We start from the raw sequence: 18,213 nt of genomic DNA on the forward strand, positions 1-18,213 counted from the left end.
GGAGTCTCCTTCGAGGGAAGTGGTGACCCCACCCTGTCGGTCGTCCATGGAGCGGCACAGGGACCAAGTGCCCTGTGCCGACAGGGATCTCGCAGCCAACGTGGACTCCACAGAGACGAGAACCAGGAGCATTCCATGGACACCAACCACCGCACCGTGGTCGTCGGCATCGACCTGTCCCACACCAGCGAGCTGGCCCTCGAGTGGGCTGCCGTCGAAGCCGCCCGCAGCCGCTGCCGACTGCTGGTCGTGCACGCCTACTCGCTGCCGACCTACCCCGCCGTCAGGGCCGGCGTGCCCGGGGGGACGGTCGTCACCGACCTCGACGACTCCGTCCGGAGGGCAGCCGTCGACGCCGCCACCCAGGCTGCGGCACGGGTCCGCAGTGCACACCCCGGGCTCGAGGTCGCCGTGGAGACGGGCGCCGGGTCGCCGGGAGAGGCCCTGGTGGGCGCCTCGCGCGACGCCGCCCTGGTCGTGGTCGGGGCGCGCGGGCTCGGTCCCCTCCGGGGCCTGCTCATGGGTTCGGTCTCCACCCACGTCTGCGCCCACGCGCACAGCCCGGTCGTCGTGGTCCACGAGGCGGCGACCCGTTCCGTCCCGGACGCGCGGGTCGTGGTCGGCGTCGACGGCACCGAGACCTCGGTGGCCGCACTCGCCTTCGCCTTCGAGCAGGCGGCCTCCCGCGGGGTCGGGATCACCGTCGTGCACACCTGGCAGCTCGACGCCGTCGAGGGCGCCTCGGCCTCCATGGCGTGGTCGGTCGACTGGGAGCAGGCCGGTGAGCAGGAGCGGTCGGTCACGTCGGAGGCCCTCGCCGGGTTCGGGGAGCAGTACCCCGACGTCGACGTCCGACGCTCGGTCGTCCAGGGACACCCCGTCGAGGAGCTGGCCCGGCTGAGCGAGAACGCCTGCCTGCTCGTGGTGGGCACCCGTGGGCGCGGCGTCGTCTCGGGTTGGGTCAAGGGTTCGGTGTCGCAGGCCGTCGTCAGGGCGGCCCACTGCCCCGTCGCCGTGGTGCACCCCTCCGGGAGCGAGGCGTCGGAGGAGCACCAGCGGCACGGCCACAGCCCCAGGGGCATCCGGCTCCCTGTGCCACCGGTGCGCGAACGCCTCTGACCGTCAGCCGGTCGGGGCGGTCAGCTCCAGCGCGACACCGTCGGGGTCGCGGAACTCCAGGATCGACATCCGGCCCAGGTCCTTGATGTCCTCGTGGGCGACGCCGAGCTCGTCGAGGGTGGCCGCGGCCGCCTCGAGCTCCGCCAAGGACGCGACGGCGAAGGCCACGTGGTCCAGACCCACGCGGTCCTCGGAGAACTCGTCGGACTCCGGCGCGACGGGACGCAAGCCGAACAGGCCCCCGCCGAACGTGTAGATCACTCCCCCGTAGAGGAACGCGAGCTGCTCACGGGTCTGCTCGTCGGCGCCCTCGGGCACCTCCAAGGCGACGTCCCACCCGAAGACGGCGTCGTAGAACTCCTTCGACCGGGCGAGGTCGGTGACGGTGAGGCGGACGTGGGCGAATCCTTCGACGGGTACAGGCACGTGACCACCCTCGCACACACCGACATCCGGCGTATGGATCGCGTCAAGGCCCCTTGACCCTCGCCGACCGGCGCGGCGTCATGGAGGTGTGACCACCATGACGGCGTCCTCGGGCCGCCCCCTCGTCCTCGGCCTCGCGGCCGGCCTCCCGCTGCTCGCGTGCCTCGCCCTCACCACGGTGCGTGCCGAGGTCGCCAACGCGCCGGCCGTCCTGGTCCTCGTGGTCCTCGTCGTCGCGGCGGCGTCCACCGGACTGCGCTCGGCCGGGTTGCTCGCTGCTGCCTCGGCAGCCGTCTGGTTCGACGTCCTGCTGACCCGACCCTACGGACAGCTCGCGATCCACGACCGCGAGGACCTCGAGGCGATGGCCCTGCTCATGCTGGTCGGCGTGGCCGTCACCGAGCTGTCCCTGTGGGGGCGGCGGCAGCAGGCCCGCGCGAGCCGGGCCTCGGGCTTCCTGGACGGCCTCGTCGCGAGCGCCGACGCGGCCCAGGGAGCGGACCGCCCCGTCGACGTCCTCGTGGCCGACGTGTGTGAGCGGATCACCGCCGTCCTCGGGCTGGACCGGTGCCGTTTCCAGGCCGGCCCGGCAGCACCGGGGGTGCCGCGGTTGTCGCGCACCGGCGCCCTGACCGGCCGCGGCAGCAGCCACGACGTCGACCGCGACGGCCTGCCCGTGGACACGGAGGTCGCCGTGGAGGTCACCGCCGCCGGCGAGGTCCTCGGCACCTTCCTGCTCACGGCCGCCTCGCGCGTCATCCGCCCGACCCGCGACCAGCGCCGCACCGCCGTGCTGCTGGCCGACCAGGTGGCGACCGCGCTGGTGACGCGGCCCCGCCCGGACCTCAGGCGGTCGTCGGCGGCGCAGTGAGGGGATGGTGGTAGGCCAGCGAGACGAGCTCGAGGACGATCGCTGCCGGGCTGCCCGGTTCGGCGACGATGACCAGCTGCTTGCGGTTGGCGAGCAGCTGCTCGCGAACCTCGAACAACGCCCGGACGCCCGCGCTGGCGAGCTGGTGCACCCTGGTCAGGTCGATCGTCAGGGAACGCACCCCACCACGCGCAGCCCCGAGCAGTGCCGCCCTCGCGCGCTCGGCGGTGTCGAGGTCGACGGTCCCGGTGAGGCGCACGACCGGCCCCTCGTCGCAGTCGTCCACGACCACCTCGAAGTCGGCCTCGGGGAAGTCACCCTCCCGCGTCTCGTCGTGCAGGAGGCTGCGGCCCGAGGCCATCACGGCGTCTCGGTGCGCCCGGTGACGAAGGACTACGGTCGTCCCGCGGTCCCCCTCCGGGGCGTTCGCGGACTGGGGCGGGTGCAGGACCTCGGCCTCGTCGACGACCTGCGACATGAGCAGCAGGCCCCGTCCTCCCGTCGCCGCCTTCGACGGCGGCGCCTGCCAGCGCCCCTCGTCGCCGACGCGCACCGCGATTCCTCCCGTCGGCAGGACCGAGGCGATGAGGTTGAGCACCCCCGGTCGTCCCACCGGGTAGGCGTGCTCGATGACGTTGGTGACGGCCTCGGTCACGGCCAGCTCGAGGGCGAACCGGTCCGCCGCCGACGGCCCGAGCGCAGCCAGCCACGCCCCGAACGCGGCGTTGACCTGGTGCAGGCTCTCTCGCGTCGCGGTCAGGCGCAGGTCGAGGTCCTCGACCCGCTGGGCGAGGCGCTGGGCGACGAGCACCGTCACGTCGTCCTCGTGGCCGCTCCGCGTCATCAGCTCCATGGTGAGCTCGGCCACGCGGTCGGCCGCGGAGGCTGCGGCGTTCACGGGCAGGCTGCGGTTGACCATGGCGTCGGAGGCCACCTTGCTCAGCTCCCGGACGCCGTCGTCCAGGGAGTGGCCGCTGCGCTCGACGAGGCCATCGCTGTAGAGCAGGACGACCTCACCCCGGGCCAGCGTGGTGTGCGCCAGCGACTGGATCGCCCCCGTCCCCAACGGTCCCCCGGCGCCGGCATCGAGCAGGCGGGTGGTCCCGTCCTCGGCCAGCACGAGCGGAGCGGGGTGGCCGCACCGGCCGTAGACCACCTTCCCCGTCTCGGGGTCGAGCAGAACCACTGCCACGGTGGCCGCACGCATGGTCGGGTTGTGCGCCGCATACGTGTCGAGGCGGCCGAGCACCGTGTCGAGCTCGCGTTCGGTGCGCAGCAGCTCCTCGAGCACCGCCCTCAGCTGGCCCATCGCGGCAGAGGCCACGACGCCGTGCCCGACCACGTCACCCACCACGAGCGCGAGCATGCCGGAGTCGAGGACGAAGGCGTCGAACCAGTCGCCGCCGGCGGCCTGGTCGTGCGCGGCGACGAGGTAGCGCGCGGCGATCGTGGCCGTGGGCAGGACCGGCAACGACATGGACAGCAGGGCGCGCTGCAGCTCCACGACGACGTCGTGCACCGCCTCGTACCGCTCCTGCGCGTGCGCGGTGCGCAGGGCCGCCTCGTGCCGTTCGTGGACGCGTTCGGTGACGTCGACCACCGAGCACACGGCGCCGATGGTCCGGCCGTCGGCGTCGCGCCGTGGGGTGACGGTGAAGTCGACGTAGATCTCGTGGAGCTGGTCGGTGTCGTCCCGCCGGATCTGGAACCGCCACTCCGAACCGACGTGCGTCTCGCCCGAGGAGTAGACACGGTCGAGGATCTCGAGGAACTGCTGCCCCTCGAGCTCCGGCATGACCCGGCTCCACGGCTGGCCGATGAAGGCCTCGCGGCCGACGTACTGGCGGTACGGCGCGTTGGCCGCGACCGCCACGTGCTCCGGTCCCTCCCACGCGACGACCATCACGCCGAGTTGGTCGAAGACGTCCCGGACGGTGTCGGCGGCGCCCACCCGGGCGTCCGCGGCCGCGCGTTCGCGAGCCTCGGCGCTGTCCCCGGTGACAGCTCCTCCAAGGTCCTGACCTGCGCGTACATGGTCCGATCGTGCATCCACGGGGCGACAGTACCTCCCCGAGGTGGCCGAGGGGGAACTGGTCCCGGACCACGACGACGACATCCGGGCCCGCATCGCCGGGCCGTCGTCCGGAATGGCCCGGATCCGGCCCTGTGTCCCGTCCCACTGCCACTTCGCGCTCACCTGCGGCCCGGACCACGCGGACCTAGTGTGGGGAGCACCCGACCCGAGAGGCACCACCATGACCGAGCTCCACGTCGTCGCCACCATCCCTGCCAAGCCCGGGTCGGAGGAGACCGTTCGAGCCCTGCTCACCACGCTCGCCGCCGCCACCCGCGAGGAGGAGGGCTGCCTGGCCTACGACCTGTTCGAGTCCGGGGCCGCTCCCGGGACGTTCGTCACGCTGGAGCGGTGGCGCGCTCAGGCCGACCTCGACGCCCACCTCACGACGCCGCACATCGCCGAGGCCATGACCGCGAGCGCCGACCACCTCGGCGGAGACATCGCCATCCACCCCCTGAGCCCGGTCGCCTGAGGCCGGTCGACCGGACCGCACCCCTCCCGGACGCGGCGGCGTCAGCCCGGACTGACCCAGGCCGTCGCGTCCGCCGGCAGGGCGCCGTCCTCGAGCGGGATGCTCGACAGGAGGACGGTGGAGCCCTCGAGCGGTACCGACTGTCCCGAGAGGTTCACGATGCAGCGCAGGGACGCCCCCCGCTCGAAGTCCAGCACCCCTGACGACGACTCCCGCCAGGCAAGTCCCGCCGCAGCGAGCCCGGGGAGCTCGTGCCGCAGCCGAAGTGCCTCGCGGTGCAACGACAGGGTGGAGCCGGGGTCGGCGAGCTCGGCCTCGACCGTGAGGTCGCGCCAGGACTCGGGCTGCGGGAGCCACGGGTCGACGCCCTCGGGCGAGAACCCGAACGGCGGCTCGGTGCCGGACCACGGCAGCGGCACGCGGCAGCCGTCTCGACCTCGCATCTCCCCGCCGCTGCGCAGGAACATGGGGTCCTGCAGGACCTCGTCCGGCAGGTCGTCGACGTTGGGGAGGCCGAGCTCCTCACCCTGGTAGATGTAGGCGCCCCCGGGCAGCGCGAGCATGAGCATCGCGGCGGCCCGCGCCCGCCGGGTGCCCAGCTCGAGGTCGGGGACCTCGCCCTCACCATCGGTGATGAAGTACGAGCTCGTCGTCGTCCGGCCGTACCTCGTCACCGGCCGGATCTCGTCGTGGCTCGTCAGCACCCAGGTGGCGGGGATGCCCATGGGGGCGAAGGACGCGAGCGTGTCGTCGATGACCGTGCGCAGCGCGGTGGCATCCCACGGACCCTTGAGGTAGGGGAAGTTGAACGCCGTGTGCATCTCGTCGGGGCGCAGGTACTTGCTCAGCCGTTCCGGGGTGCTGACGACGGCCTCGGCGACGAACACGCGCTCCCCGTCGTAGGAGTCGGCGATCGCGCGCCAGCGGCGGAAGATCTCGTGGACGGTCTCGACGTCCCAGTGGGGGTTGTCGTCCCAGTCCACGGTGCGGAACTGCAGCACCCCGCCGTAGTCGGCGTCGGGCAGGCCGGCCTTCTTGGACATGGCCGGGGCGGCGTCGATCCGCAGGCCGTCGACCCCTCGGTCGAACCAGAACCGCAGCACGTCGTCGAAGTCGTCGAGGACGTCGGGGTTGCTCCAGTCGAGGTCCGGCTGCTCGGGGGCGAAGAGGTGCAGGTACCACTGGCCCGGGGACCCGTCCGGCTCGGTGACCCGGCTCCACGCCGGTCCACCGAAGGCGCTGATCCAGTTGTTCGGCGGCTCGTCGCCACCGTCGCCGCGGCCGTCGCGGAAGAAGTACCGCGCCCGTTCCGGTGCGCCGCGTCCTCCGGCGAGCGCCGCGAGGAACCACGGGTGCTGGTCGGAGGTGTGGTTGGGGACGAGGTCGATGATGACGCGCAGTCCGAGGGCCCGGGCGTCGCGCAGCACCGCGTCGGCGTCCTCCAGGGTCCCGAACATCGGGTGGATGTCCGTGAAGTCGCTGACGTCGTACCCACCGTCGGCCATCGGCGAGGGGAACCACGGGGAGATCCAGAGCCCGTCGACACCGAGGTCGGCGAGGTAGGGCAGGCGCTCCCGCAGCCCGGGCAGGTCGCCCTCGCCGTCACCGTTCCCGTCGGCGAAGCTGCGCGGGTACACCTGGTACATCACCGCACTGCGCCACCACGCCTCGGCCCCGTCGGGGCCCGGCGACTCGGTGCCGGAGATGTCCGCGGCGCTGCTCATGGGCTACTCCTGGAACGGATCGGGAACGGATCGGTGACGGGCCGCCCACGGCTCGCCCTCGGCTGCGGAACCGAACCTAGTGGGCACGGTCCTGCGCGGACAGGGGTATGGCGCCGCCGCGCCATACCCCTGTCCCCCCACTGGTGCGGCGCGTTGGTGGGATAACGGGCCGCGTTCGTGCACAATCGCCCTCGTCCCCTCCCCCCGGCCGAGAGTCAGGTGTTCGCGTGTCCGTTGCGCGCGTCGTGCCCGTCCCGAGCCCGGGACGGACGCCGTGAGGTCCGGCAGCCACCGCCCCACACCCGCACGCCGAGCCGCCGACGGCCACCCGGACGTCCCGCAGGGCGCCAGCGCCACCGTGCACGTCCGCGAGCCCGTGGTCAGGGTCGGCCCGGACGGGGCCCTGCGCACCTGGTTCGACGGGCTGCCCGACGGGGTCCGCCCCGTCGTGGCCCTCACCGGCCTGCTGGGCACCGTCCTCGCGCTCACCAGCACCTCCGTGGTCCTGGCCCCGTCGGGATCCAGCGTGGCGGCGTGGTGGCCGGCCGCAGGGGTCTCCGTTGCTGCGCTCCTCTGGCTGCGCGGGCGGCAGCGCTGGGTGCTCGGCGCCGGGCTGTTCGTGGTCTCCGTCATCGGCAACCTCCTCGGTGACCGGTCCCTGCCCGTCGCACTCGGGTTCGCTGCCGCGAACCTCGCCGAGACCGTCGTCGTCACCGTCCTGCTCGTCCGCGCCGGCGGGGCCCGGACCGCACTCGCGTCGATGGCCGGACTCGGTCACTTCCTCAAGGCGTGCACGGCGGGGGTCGCGGTCATCGCCGTGGGAGCCGGTGTCACCGTCCAGCTCTCCGGCACCGGGGACTTCCTCGACGTGGCCCGCGCCGTCGGCGCCTCGCACGGGGCGGCCCTCCTGCTGGTGCTGCCGTGGTTCCTCGGCGCCTCTCCGACGCCGCGCCGGCGCCGGACCGAGCGCATCACCCAGTGGCTGGCCCTGCTGGCCGTGGTCGCGCTCGTCTTCGCCCCGGGACAGAGCCTGCCACTGGCCTTCGTCCCGTTCGTCCCGCTGATGTGGGGCGCGGTGCGGATGGGCCAGCGCACGGTCTGTGCGCAGCTCGTGACGGCAGGCATCCTCGGCACCGTGCTCAGCTCCCTGGGAGGAGGGCCGTTCGCGCACATGTCGGCGGGTCGGCCGCCCGAGGTCATCACGGCCCTGGTGCAGGCGTTCGTGGTCAGCGCGGCCCTCCTCGTCCTCCCCCTGTCCGTGGCCATCCGGCAGCGCCAGGTCGCGATGACCGAGCTGGAGCGCAGCGAGGCGTTGTTCCGCCACGGCTTCAACGGCGCGCGAGTCGGCATGCTGCTGCTGCGTAGACGAGAGGGTGCCCTGCGGGTGGTCGAGCTCAATGCCGTGGCCCTGCGCCTGCTCACGGGCGACGACGGACGCACCGAGGCCGACCTGCTGGACGAGAGCTGGTCGCTGCTGCTCGACCCCGTGAGCGCCCTCGAGGTCGACTCCGTGGTCCCGGGGTCCCCCGTGTCGGTGCTCAGCGACGACGAGGCCTCACCTGGCTGGCAGGGCGAGGTGCAGGTGGCGCGTCCCTCGCGGGCCTGGCTCGAGGTGACGCTGTCCCCCCTCGACGAGTACGGCGGCGACCTCTACACGGCCCAGCTCGTCGACGTCACCGAGCGGCGCGAGGCCGAGGCCCAGCTCCGCTCGGCCCTGGACAAGGAGCGTCGGGCGGTGGAACGGCTCACCGAGCTCGACCAGGCCAAGGACGACTTCGTCACCAACATCAGCCACGAGCTGCGCACGCCGATCACCAGCGTCATCGGCTACGCGGAGATGCTCACCGAGGGTGACGCCGGGGACCTCAACCGCCTCCAGCTGAGCATGGTCGAGAAGGTCGAGCGCAACGCCGGCCGCCTGCTGTCCCTCATCGAGGACGTGCTGGCGGTGTCGCGGGTCGATGCGGGCAGCTTCTCGTTCACCCCCACCGAGGTCGACGTCGTCCACTGCTCGTGGCAGGCGTGCGAGGCCCTCGAGAAGATGGCTCGCGACGCCGAGGTCACCCTGGCCGTCGTCGCGCCCCACGACCCCGTCCTCGTCGCCGGCGACGAGGGACAGCTGGAGCGGGCCCTGCTCAACCTGGCCTCCAACGCCGTGAAGTTCACCCCCGCGGGTGGTCGGGTGACCGTGCGCGTCGACGAGACCGACGACGACACCGTGCGGATCGCGGTCGAGGACACCGGCATGGGCGTCCCCGAGGCCGAGGCGCACCGCCTGTTCGAGCGGTTCTTCCGGTCCAGCACGGCCCAGGCCGAGGCCATCCAGGGCACGGGACTCGGCCTGACCATCGTCAGCTCCATCGCGCGAGCCCACCACGGCGAGATCGACTACGCGCCGCGGCCCGGCGGCGGGTCGGTCTTCACGATCACGCTGCCCCGCATCCACGCCACCGGTGTGCGGGCGCCGGCGCGGGGCCACCTCGGCTAGACGAAGGCGCCGATGCCGGTGATCTCGCGGCCGACGATGAGGGTGTTGATCTCGCGCGTGCCCTCGTAGGAGTAGATCGCCTCCGCGTCCGCCACGAACCGGCCGACCTGGTGGTCGAGCAGGATCCCGTTGCCGCCCAACAGCTCGCGGGCATAGCCCACGGTCTCGCGCATGCGCACGGTGCAGAACGCCTTCGCCAGGGAGGCCTGGGCGTCGGTGGCCTTCCCCGCGTCCTGCAGGTGGCTCAGCTGCACGCACAGGGCTGCCGAGGCCGTCGTGTTGCCGAGCATCTGGACCAGCAGGTCCTGGATGAGCTGGAACCCACCGATCTTCTGCCCGAACTGCTCCCGCTCGGTGGCGTAGGCCAGCGCGTGCTCGTAGGCACCCAGCGCACAGCCCACCGCCATCCAGGCCACCCCGGCCCGGGTCATGAGCAGGACCCGACCGGTGTCGTCGAAGGAGTTCGCGTGCTGCAGCCGGTTTGCCTCGGGCACCCGCACCCCGTCGAGCGTGATGTGCGCGTTCTGCACGACGCGCAGCGCGATCTTGTCGCCGATCGCCTCGGTGCTGAACCCCGGGGTGTCCTTCTCGACGACGAACCCGAGCACCTCGTCGCTGGTCGTGTCGCGCGCCCAGATGATCGTCAGGTCGGCGAAGGTCGCGTTGCCGATCCACTTCTTCTCGCCGTCGAGCACCCACTCGTCGCCGTCGCGGGTGGCGGTGGTGGTCAGCCCACCGGCGGCACCCGACCCGGCGTCGGGCTCGGTGAGCCCGAAGGCACCGATCTTCTCCCACCGCGCCATGGCCGGGAGCCAGCGCCCCTTCTGCTCGTCGGACCCGCAGAGCTGGATCGAACCCATGGCCAGGCCGCTGTGGACGCCGTGGAACGTCGCGATCGACGGGTCGACCCTGGCCATCTCCATCGCGAGCATCCCGTCGAGCAGGAACCTGCGCTTGCCCCCACCGGGTCCGTCGAACGCGAGGCCTGCCGTGCCCAGGGCCGCCAGCCCCGGGATGATCTCGAACGGGAAGGTCGCGTGCACCCAGTGGTCGGTGATGATCGGTGCCACCTCGCGAGCGAGGAACTCCCTCATCCCCAGCAGGACCTCGCGCTCGTCGTCGTCGAGGTGGCCTTCGAGGCCGTAGAAGTCAGTCGTCGGTGCGCCCATGCTCCAGCACGCTAGCCGCGATCGCCCGCACGTGCCGGTCGTCGGTGCCGCAGCAGCCCCCGACCACGTCCACGGCCGGCATCCGTTGCAGCAACGCGGCATACGCCCGGCCGAGCTCGTCCGGGTCGCCGGCGTCCAGCTCCTCGGCGGCGTCGAGCTCCGCGTGGCTCATCCGGGAGGCGTTGCCGCGGAACCCGACCAGTCGGCCGACCCAGTCCCCGTCGTCGAGGGCGGGCGCGACGTGGTCGGGGTGCGCACAGTTCACCATGAAGCCCGTCGCCGACCCGTCCGTCTCGTGGTCCACCACCTCCACGGCCTCCCGCAGGCCGACGCCGCCGGGAAGGCGACCGTCGGTCTCCACCGTGAACGACACCACTGCCGGGATCCCCACGTCGCGAGCCGCCCGGACGAACCCGACCGCCTCCGCGACGTACGTGACCGTCAGCAGGGCGACCTGGTCCGCGCCCGCCTCGGCGAGCACCGCGACCTGCGGCCGGTGGTAGGACTGCGCCCCTTCGACCGTCATCTCGTGGCCCACGACGTACCCGTCGCCCCGGGGGCCGAGGACGCCGTTGACGCTGGCCGAGGGCAGCTGGACGGCGAGCTCCCGGGCGAACTGCACGGCCTCCGTGTTGACCTCGCGCAGCGCCGCCTCGTCGTACCCCAGCCGGGTGCCCCAGTCCGGGTTCGCGCGCCACGTCACCGTGTCGACGAGGAAGTGGGCTCCCGTCCCGCGGGCCAGCTCGAGGTATGGCGCCCAGTACGTCCGGAGCGCGGCCCGCCCCTGCTCGTCGTCGAGCAGCGGGAAGGCGGCGAAGTCCGGCAGGTCGAGGCCCTGGTGGAAGATCAGCGAGGTCTCGAGGCCGCCGTCGGTGAGGCGCACCCGTCCACGGTAGACCGGCCCGTCGCTCGCGTCGACGGGCTCGCGCGTCCGTTGCTGCCCCGGTGCGGCAGGATGGGTGCGCTGCCGGGATCCCACGGACTCCCAGGGAACCCACGGGAACCCACGGAACCCCGGAGGGCACACCGGCGTTGCCACCACCGAGTGACCCTGTCCGCACCAGAGCACCCGACCACGGAGATCCATGGAACCCCCCAGTACGCCGGGACGCGCCCGGCGCGTCGGTCCCACCCCACCCCACGGGGGAGTTGACGCGTGACCGCGGTGCTGTCCCTCCTGCTCGGCATCCTCGTCGTCCTGCTCATCACCGCCCTCACCGGCTACTTCGTGGCCCAGGAGTTCGCCTACATGGCCGTGGACCGGTCCCGCCTGGCCTCCCGTGCCGAGGCCGGTGACCCGGTCGCCGCCCGCGCTCTTGCGGTCACCCGGCGCACGTCCTTCATGTTGTCCGGAGCCCAGCTCGGCATCACCGTCACCGGGCTCGTGGTCGGTTACGTGGCCGAACCGCTGATCGGTGAGTCCCTCTCGGACCTGCTCGGTGGCACGCCCGTGCCGACCGGTGTCGGACTGGCCGTCGGCACGGTGATCGCCCTCGGGTTCTCCACCGTGGTGCAGATGGTCTTCGGTGAGCTCTTCCCGAAGAACCTCGCCATCGCCCGGCCCGAGCCGATCGCGCGCTGGCTGTCGCGGTCGACGACGATCTACCTCACGGTCTTCGGGTGGCTGATCCAGGTGTTCGACCGGGCGTCCAACGTCCTGCTGCGTGCCCTGGGCATCCAGCCGGTCCACGACGTCGAGCACTCCGCGAGTGCCCGCGACCTCGAGCACATCGTCGCGGAGTCGCGCGAGAGCGGCGACCTCTCCCCCGAGCTGTCGCTGCTGCTCGAACGCGTCCTCGACTTCCCCCGGCGCGACGTCGAGCACGCGATGGTCCCCCGTCCGCGGGTGGACACGGTCGACCCGCGCCACACCGTCGACGACGTCCGCAGCCTCATGGCGGCCGGCCACTCCCGCTACCCCGTGCTGGCCGAGGACGGAAACAGCGTGCTCGGGGTGGTCGAGCTGTACGACGTGCTCGCCACCTCAGGCCTCGGCGCCCGGTCGGTCACCGAGCTCATGCAGGAGCCGGTCGTGGTGCCGACGACGATGGCCCTGCCCGACGCCGTCCGCGAGCTCGTGGGGCGACGGCGTGAGCTGGCCTGCGTGATCGACGAGTACGGCTCGTTCGCCGGCATCCTCACGCTCGAGGACATGGCGGAGGAGCTCGTGGGCGAGCTGACGGACGAGCACGACGACGCCGTGTCGGAGCCGGTCCCCGCACCCGACGCGGACGGTTCGTGGCTGCTCTCCGGCGACCTGCCCCTGGACGAGGCCGAGCGCCTGCTGGGCCGAGCCCTCCCCGTCGGTGACCACGAGACCGTGTCCGGCCTCGTCATCGCCCACCACGGGGCGCTGCCGGACCCCGGTGACACCGTGGTCGTCGAGCTGCCGATCGACCCGGCCGAGCTGGCCGAGGACGGCGAGCCGACGCCCTACGTCGCCGTCATCGAGGTGCTCGAGGTCGAACGGTATGTTCCCGCGAGCGTCCGACTGCGGGTCGAGCGGGCCCCCGAGCCGCAGAGCGGCGAGGCGGATGCCGCTGGACCGCACCAGCCCGAGGAGCAGTCATGAGCAACACCTGGGTGATCCTCGCGGCCACCGTCGCCATCATCGCGCTGTCCGCGTTCTTCGTCGCGATCGAGTTCGCGCTCATGTCGGCCAAGCGGCACCGGCTCCAGGACGCGGCGCACCACAGCCGGGCCGCACGTGCCGCGCTGCGCAGCTCGCACGAGCTGACCCTGCTGCTCGCCGGCTCCCAGCTCGGCATCACCGTCTGCACCCTGGCCCTCGGTGCGATCACCAAGCCGGCGGTCCACCACTGGTTCATGCCGCCGCTGGAGGCCACCGGCCTGCCGGTCTGGGCCGCCGACGTCGTCGCCTTCGTCCTCGCCCTGGTGGTGGTGACGTTCCTGCACCTCGTCGTGGGCGAGATGGCGCCGAAGTCGTGGGCGATCGCCCACCCCGAGCGTTCCGCCACGATGCTGGCGCTGCCGATGCGGGGGTTCATGTGGGCGACCCGGCCCCTGCTGCGGTCCCTCAACGCGGTCGCCAACTGGTGCCTGCGCCGGGTCGGGGTCGAGCCGACGGACCAGGTGGCCTCGGGCCGCAGCCCCGAGGACCTGCGGTCCCTGCTGGAGCACTCCACCAGCGTCGGGACGCTCGACACGGCGTACTCCGCCCAGCTCTCCGGGGCGCTGGACCTCCAGACGCTCACGCTGGCGGACCTGGTCGACGACCACGGGGCCCTGACCTCGGTCGGGGTCGATGCGACGGCGGCCGACCTCTGGGAGACCTCGCGGCGCACCGGCCACCTCCGGGTCCTGGTCCGCGACGGACGCAGCGTCCTGGGCGTCGTCCACGTCCGCGACGCCCTCACCTCGGATCCCGGGCAACCGGTGACCGTGATCATGCGCCACCCCGAGACGATGCCACCGGGTGCCCTGGTCCACCAGGCCCTGACCCGGATGAAGCAGACCAGCACCCAGCTGGTCGTCGTGGCCGAACCGGGCGGCCCTGCGCTCGGGGTGGTCGGGGTCCCCGACATCCTGCAACGCCTGATGCCCGAACCGGCCTGACCGGCTGCGGGCTAGAACCCCGCGGGGGCGTGCGGCACGTACGGTGCCTCGAGTCTCGCGACCTCGTCGTCGGTGAGCTCCAGGTCCAGGGCTGCCACGGCGTCCTCGAGGTGGCCCGCCCGGGTCGCCCCGACGATCGGTGCGGTCACGACCGGGTTCCGCAGCACCCAGGCCAGCGCGACCTGCGCCCTGGGCACGCCCCTGGCCGCCGCCACGTCGCCCACGGCGTCGACGACGGCCCGGTCGGCCTCGCCGTACAGGGTCCGGCCGAACTCGTCGGTCTCGCTGCGACTGGTCTGCTCGCCCCACTCCCGGGTGAGCAGGCCGCGCGCCAGTGGGCTCCACGGGATGACCCCCACCCCCTGGTCGGCGCACAGCGGCAGCATCTCGCGCTCCTCCTCGCGGTTGAGGAGGTTGTAGTGGTCCTGCATCGACACGAACGGCGTCCACCCGTTGGCCCGTGCGGTCTCCTGCGCCTTGGCGAACTGCCACGCCCACATCGACGACGCCCCGAGGTAGCGCACCTTCCCCGACCGGACGACGTCGTGCAGTGCCTCCATCGTCTCCTCGACCGGCGTGTGCGGGTCCCAGCGGTGGATCTGGTAGAGGTCGACGAAGTCGGTGCCCAGGCGCGCGAGGCTGGCGTCGATGGCGGCGAGGATCGCCTTGCGGGACAGCCCGGCGCCGTTCGGCCCGTCGTGCATGCGGCCGTGCACCTTGGTCGCGACGACGAACTCGTCGCGGCGCCCGTACTCCGCCAGGGCGCGTCCGACGATCTCCTCGCTGCTGCCTGCCGAGTAGACGTTCGCGGTGTCGAAGAACGTGATCCCCGCCTCCACGGCCTGACGCAGCAGTGGCCGGCTGGCCTCCTCGTCGAGGGTCCAGGAGTGGTTGCCCCGGTCCGGCTCGCCGAAGCTCATGCACCCCAGCACGATCCGTGAGACATCCAGTCCGGTGGATCCGAGCTTCACGTACTCCATGGCGTCCTCTCCGCAGGGGCCACGGCCGGACGGCTGTGGCAGGGTCGGTCCCATCGTCACCTCGGCTGCCCCGCACCGCCACCCGGCGCCAGCCCACCACCACCCGAACCACCACCTGGAGCACCGTGATCCACCACCTCCCCGTCAGCCCCGCCACCGTCGTCGAGACCGTCTCCCGGGACAGCCCCCCGGTGCTCACGGTGCAACCCGGTGACACCGTCGTCCTGGAGTCGCTCGACTCGGGCGGCCACCTCGAGCGCCAGACCTTCCCCGGTGAGGACCGCCCGCGGATGTTCACTCCCCGCCGTGGTCACTGCCTGACCGGGCCCGTGGCCGTCGACGGAGCGCGTCCCGGCGACGTGCTCGCGGTGCACTTCTCCGCCATCGACCCCGGTCCGTGGGGCTGGACCGCCTCCGGCGGCGCCGACTCGTGGCTCAACCACCGTCTCGGACTGGGCGAGGGGCACGGTGGGCACCTCCTGTGGGAGGTCGACACCGCCGCGGGCCTGGCCCGCAGCCACCTCGGGTATGCCGTGCCGCTGGCACCGTTCCTGGGCGTCGTCGGCGTGGCGTGCGACGTCGACGGAGAGCTGTCGACCGTGCCCCCGAGGCCGGAGAGCGGCGGCAACATGGACTGCCGCGACCTCGTGGCCGGTTCGACGCTGTTCCTGCCCGTCAACGTCCCGGGCGCCCTCCTCACGGCGGGCGACGGCCACGCGGCCCAGGGCCACGGAGAGGTCGGCGGGACCGCGATCGAGTGCCCGATGACGACGACGATGGCGCTCGACGTCGTCGTCGACCCGCCGTTGCGGACCGTGCACGCGCTCACCCCGACCGCCCGGCTGACCCTGGGGTTCGACACCGACCTCAACACCGCGACCGCTGCCGCCCTCGACGCGATGGTCACGTGGATGGAGTCGCTGCTCTCGGTCACCCGCGCCGAGACCCTGGCGCTGTCGAGCGCAGCGGTCGACCTGCACGTCACCCAGGTCGCCAACCAGACCTGGGGTGTGCACGCCTCACTCGGCCACGAGGCCTTGGTGCGCGGGTGACCCTCCCGGCCCTCAGTTGAGCTTGCGGGTGCCCTCCGGCAGTCCGCCACCGGCATACACGTCCTCGGCGAGCTCGGCCAGCGCCGTCAGGGCGACGTTCTGGCTCCACGGGCCGTAGGAGACCCGGGCGACGCCCAGCTCCTGGAGGCGGGCCAGCGGCACCGAACCGGGGATGCCGATGACGTTGACCTTCTGGGGGCCGAGCTCGTCGACGAGCCGGCTCACCATGGCCTCGTCCAAGGGTCCCGGGACGAAGAACGTCGAGGCTCCGGCGTCGAGGTAGGCGCGGCCGCGCGCAGCGGCCTCGTCGAGGACCTCCTGCGGGTCGCGGTCCCCGGCCTTGACGAAGGCGTCGGTGCGGGCGTTGAGGACGAAGGGGATGCCGGCCCTCTCCCCGGCGGCGACGGCAGCCTCGACCGCACGGACCGAGTCGGCCAGCGGCTTCATCTGGTCCTCGAGGTTCGCCCCGACGATGCCGACGTCGATCGCGCGGCTCACCGTCTCCCCCGCGTCGCCGTAGCCGCCCTCGAGGTCGGCGGTCACGGGCAGGTCGACCGCGGCCGCGATCCGGCCGACGGCCTCGATCATGAGGTCGCGCGGGATCTGCTCGCCGTCGGGGTAGCCGTAGGAGGCGGCGATCGAGTGGCTGGCGGTCGCCAGCGCCTTGGTGCCGGGGGTGTCCGCGACCACCTTCGCGGTGATGACGTCCCAGACGTTGACGACGAGCAGCAGTTCGGGGTCGGTGTGGAGTCGGAGGAGCTCACGGGCCTTGTCGGCATTGGAGGTCATGACTCGAAATTACCTGAGCCAGAACGAATCGGCCTTCCGAGCGCGAACCGGGACAAGGCGACGCCCACCCCTTCCCATGGCTGGCGCGGGGCGGCTGGGCGGCGCGAGGATGACCCTCGTGGACGACCGACCCGGGCGGCGCCGCCCGACCTCCGCACCCATGCGGGTCGTGTGGGCCGTGGTCGCCTTCGCCGGGGCCGGGGTGCTGGGACTGCTGCTGGTCCTGCCCCGGACCCGGGTCCTGCGCCCACGCCGAGTCCTGGCCTGCGACCTGTGCCAGCGTCGTCACCGCCGCCTGCTCGCGGCGATGGTCGTCCTCGCCCTGCTGTCGGTCGTGGGGCTCGGGCTCCGGGTGTCGCAGAAGGCGCGGGCACTGCCGGCCTGCGTGGCACCGATCTCGATCTCGGAGGGACGGACCATCGCCGACCCGGTCATGCCGGCTCGGTCGTCGGTGCGCTCGCGCGTCAGGTCGCTGCTCACCGCCCCGGTCAGCGGGCTGGCGCTGGGGTTCGCCGAGCTCAAGGGGCGTGGGCTGTGCAGCGTCGGCGACCCACAGATCACGCTGGCCTTCATCCCGGCCGCCAAGGACCTCCCCGGCAGCATGGTCGGCGAGGTGTTCCTCGCCTCCCCCACCCCCCGCGTGAACCCGGTCCGCGCCAGGCTCCTGGCGCAGCACGAGTCCCGCCACGTGGACCAGTGGGCGGTGTTCACCCTCGTCGGTGGCATCGCCCTGCTGCCTGTCGCGTACCTCGTCGACGACACCCTGTTCCCCGGGTCGGAGAACCACTTCGAGCAGGCAGCCGGACTCGACGACGGCGGCTACCGACCGGTGCCCGACCCACCCGTCGGGCCACAACGATGGGCCGTCGGGCTGTGGGTCGGCGTGCTGCTGCTCCTCGCGCGACGCCGGATCCGCTGGGCGGTGCGCACCGCGGTCCGGCGGCGCAGCACGCACAGCCCTGGGCGCTGCCCGGTCCACACGACCGGCTGGACCTGAGGGGCTGGAGCGGTGCTACCGTCGCAGGCCACGTCGGCACGAGCGGGCGTTGCTGACGCTCGGCGGAGGAAGCCATCGCAGGAACCGCCCGTCCGTGGATCGACGTCGTCCGATGCGTGCGCCCATGAGCCCTGCTACCGTCCGAGAATCGCCCCGGACCCCGGCGGGTCCTGCATCGACCCCGCCCGTGGAAGGTCCACCTCCGATGACCGCATCTGTCGACGCCACCTCGCCGGTCCCCTTCGACCCGGGTGCCATCACCTCCACCGTTCCCCCACTCGAGCTCGAGCTCATGACCGCCATCGCCGAGGACGCCGGCCGCGCCGCCGCCTCGGGGTCCGACGCATCCCCGTTCGACGCCTCACCCGCCATGCGCGTCGTGTGCCGAACCCCCGGGGGTGGGCGGATGGTCGCCGCCGCGCGGCTCTACCGGGCCGCGTACCAAGGCGCCCTCGAACCCGACCTGGACTGAG

At 72.7% G+C, this 18,213-nt stretch carries 16 protein-coding genes; 9 read left to right on the top strand and 7 right to left on the bottom strand.

What is annotated here, in order from left to right:
* Window positions 1-135 precede the first annotated feature (135 nt).
* Window positions 136-1,119, top strand: coding sequence for a universal stress protein (locus ACYVKF_RS17420; RefSeq protein ID WP_056914558.1), 984 nt, complete (start codon window positions 136-138; stop codon window positions 1,117-1,119).
* 3 nt (window positions 1,120-1,122) lie between these two features.
* Here ACYVKF_RS17420 and ACYVKF_RS17425 read toward each other — a convergent pair whose 3' ends face one another.
* The gene (locus tag ACYVKF_RS17425) at window positions 1,123-1,545 is read right to left on the bottom strand and encodes a VOC family protein (RefSeq protein ID WP_056914559.1); all 423 of its coding nucleotides are present in this window, start codon (window positions 1,543-1,545) and stop codon (window positions 1,123-1,125) included.
* Between the two features lie 97 nt (window positions 1,546-1,642).
* Here ACYVKF_RS17425 and ACYVKF_RS17430 point away from each other — a divergent pair, with 97 nt between their 5' ends.
* Complete coding sequence (locus tag ACYVKF_RS17430) at window positions 1,643-2,416, top strand: DUF4118 domain-containing protein (RefSeq protein ID WP_235530744.1); 774 nt, start codon at window positions 1,643-1,645, stop codon at window positions 2,414-2,416.
* Here ACYVKF_RS17430 and ACYVKF_RS17435 read toward each other — a convergent pair.
* The gene (locus ACYVKF_RS17435) at window positions 2,391-4,469 is read right to left on the bottom strand and encodes a SpoIIE family protein phosphatase (protein ID WP_460968073.1); all 2,079 of its coding nucleotides are present in this window, start codon (window positions 4,467-4,469) and stop codon (window positions 2,391-2,393) included. The two genes, ACYVKF_RS17430 and ACYVKF_RS17435, sit on opposite strands and share 26 nt — an antisense overlap.
* A 202-nt stretch (window positions 4,470-4,671) precedes the next feature.
* Here ACYVKF_RS17435 and ACYVKF_RS17440 point away from each other — a divergent pair, with 202 nt between their 5' ends.
* A complete protein-coding gene (locus ACYVKF_RS17440; protein ID WP_056917090.1) occupies window positions 4,672-4,965 on the top strand; it encodes a putative quinol monooxygenase in 294 nt (97 codons plus the stop codon).
* Between the two features lie 41 nt (window positions 4,966-5,006).
* Here ACYVKF_RS17440 and ACYVKF_RS17445 read toward each other — a convergent pair whose 3' ends face one another.
* Entirely contained in the window at window positions 5,007-6,689 is a 1,683-nt protein-coding gene (locus tag ACYVKF_RS17445) for a glycoside hydrolase family 13 protein (RefSeq protein ID WP_460968075.1), read from the bottom strand.
* Between the two features lie 274 nt (window positions 6,690-6,963).
* Between ACYVKF_RS17445 and ACYVKF_RS17450 the strand changes: the two genes are divergently transcribed.
* Window positions 6,964-9,177 (top strand): ATP-binding protein, encoded by a 2,214-nt coding sequence (locus ACYVKF_RS17450; RefSeq protein WP_460968077.1) that lies wholly within the window; start codon window positions 6,964-6,966, stop codon window positions 9,175-9,177.
* On the opposite strand, the gene ACYVKF_RS17455 is transcribed toward ACYVKF_RS17450, so the two are convergent.
* Both ACYVKF_RS17455 and ACYVKF_RS17460 read right to left on the bottom strand, forming a co-directional pair.
* Window positions 9,174-10,346 (bottom strand): acyl-CoA dehydrogenase family protein, encoded by a 1,173-nt coding sequence (locus ACYVKF_RS17455; RefSeq protein WP_460968079.1) that lies wholly within the window; start codon window positions 10,344-10,346, stop codon window positions 9,174-9,176. The two genes, ACYVKF_RS17450 and ACYVKF_RS17455, sit on opposite strands and share 4 nt — an antisense overlap.
* The gene (locus ACYVKF_RS17460) at window positions 10,327-11,229 is read right to left on the bottom strand and encodes a homocysteine S-methyltransferase family protein (protein WP_460968081.1); all 903 of its coding nucleotides are present in this window, start codon (window positions 11,227-11,229) and stop codon (window positions 10,327-10,329) included. The genes ACYVKF_RS17455 and ACYVKF_RS17460 overlap by 20 nt, the downstream gene beginning before the upstream one ends.
* A 273-nt stretch (window positions 11,230-11,502) precedes the next feature.
* Here ACYVKF_RS17460 and ACYVKF_RS17465 point away from each other — a divergent pair, with 273 nt between their 5' ends.
* Entirely contained in the window at window positions 11,503-12,918 is a 1,416-nt protein-coding gene (locus tag ACYVKF_RS17465; RefSeq protein WP_056919093.1) for a hemolysin family protein, read from the top strand.
* Window positions 12,915-13,922: a CNNM domain-containing protein gene (locus ACYVKF_RS17470; protein ID WP_056919094.1), complete on the top strand. Its 1,008-nt coding sequence runs from the start codon at window positions 12,915-12,917 to the stop codon at window positions 13,920-13,922. Before ACYVKF_RS17465 ends, ACYVKF_RS17470 begins: the two co-directional genes overlap by 4 nt.
* Window positions 13,923-13,933: 11 nt before the next feature.
* On the opposite strand, the gene ACYVKF_RS17475 is transcribed toward ACYVKF_RS17470, so the two are convergent.
* Window positions 13,934-14,902, bottom strand: coding sequence for an aldo/keto reductase (locus tag ACYVKF_RS17475; protein WP_460968084.1), 969 nt, complete (start codon window positions 14,900-14,902; stop codon window positions 13,934-13,936).
* Window positions 14,903-15,027: 125 nt separating this feature from the next.
* Here ACYVKF_RS17475 and ACYVKF_RS17480 point away from each other — a divergent pair, with 125 nt between their 5' ends.
* Window positions 15,028-15,954: an acetamidase/formamidase family protein gene (locus ACYVKF_RS17480; RefSeq protein ID WP_460968086.1), complete on the top strand. Its 927-nt coding sequence runs from the start codon at window positions 15,028-15,030 to the stop codon at window positions 15,952-15,954.
* Between the two features lie 12 nt (window positions 15,955-15,966).
* On the opposite strand, the gene ACYVKF_RS17485 is transcribed toward ACYVKF_RS17480, so the two are convergent.
* Window positions 15,967-16,743 carry an isocitrate lyase/PEP mutase family protein gene (locus ACYVKF_RS17485; RefSeq protein WP_056919096.1) on the bottom strand — a complete coding sequence of 259 codons (777 nt, stop codon included), beginning with the start codon at window positions 16,741-16,743 and terminating at the stop codon, window positions 15,967-15,969.
* A 118-nt stretch (window positions 16,744-16,861) separates the two neighbouring features.
* Between ACYVKF_RS17485 and ACYVKF_RS17490 the strand changes: the two genes are divergently transcribed.
* Both ACYVKF_RS17490 and ACYVKF_RS17495 read left to right on the top strand, forming a co-directional pair.
* Complete coding sequence (locus ACYVKF_RS17490; RefSeq protein ID WP_056914570.1) at window positions 16,862-17,740, top strand: hypothetical protein; 879 nt, start codon at window positions 16,862-16,864, stop codon at window positions 17,738-17,740.
* Window positions 17,741-17,945: 205 nt separating this feature from the next.
* Window positions 17,946-18,212 (top strand): hypothetical protein, encoded by a 267-nt coding sequence (locus tag ACYVKF_RS17495; RefSeq protein WP_056914571.1) that lies wholly within the window; start codon window positions 17,946-17,948, stop codon window positions 18,210-18,212.
* Window position 18,213 lies beyond the last annotated feature (1 nt).

Source organism: Pedococcus soli (genome assembly GCF_054782575.1).

Coding starts and splice junctions, on each gene's coding strand:
- ACYVKF_RS17455 (WP_460968079.1), bottom strand. CDS start 10,346: ATGGGCGCACCGACGACTGACTTCTACGGCCTCGAAGGCCACCTCGAC.
- ACYVKF_RS17420 (WP_056914558.1), top strand. CDS start 136: ATGGACACCAACCACCGCACCGTGGTCGTCGGCATCGACCTGTCCCAC.
- ACYVKF_RS17485 (WP_056919096.1), bottom strand. CDS start 16,743: ATGACCTCCAATGCCGACAAGGCCCGTGAGCTCCTCCGACTCCACACC.
- ACYVKF_RS17495 (WP_056914571.1), top strand. CDS start 17,946: ATGACCGCATCTGTCGACGCCACCTCGCCGGTCCCCTTCGACCCGGGT.
- ACYVKF_RS17445 (WP_460968075.1), bottom strand. CDS start 6,689: ATGAGCAGCGCCGCGGACATCTCCGGCACCGAGTCGCCGGGCCCCGAC.
- ACYVKF_RS17430 (WP_235530744.1), top strand. CDS start 1,643: ATGACGGCGTCCTCGGGCCGCCCCCTCGTCCTCGGCCTCGCGGCCGGC.
- ACYVKF_RS17470 (WP_056919094.1), top strand. CDS start 12,915: ATGAGCAACACCTGGGTGATCCTCGCGGCCACCGTCGCCATCATCGCG.
- ACYVKF_RS17475 (WP_460968084.1), bottom strand. CDS start 14,902: ATGGAGTACGTGAAGCTCGGATCCACCGGACTGGATGTCTCACGGATC.
- ACYVKF_RS17440 (WP_056917090.1), top strand. CDS start 4,672: ATGACCGAGCTCCACGTCGTCGCCACCATCCCTGCCAAGCCCGGGTCG.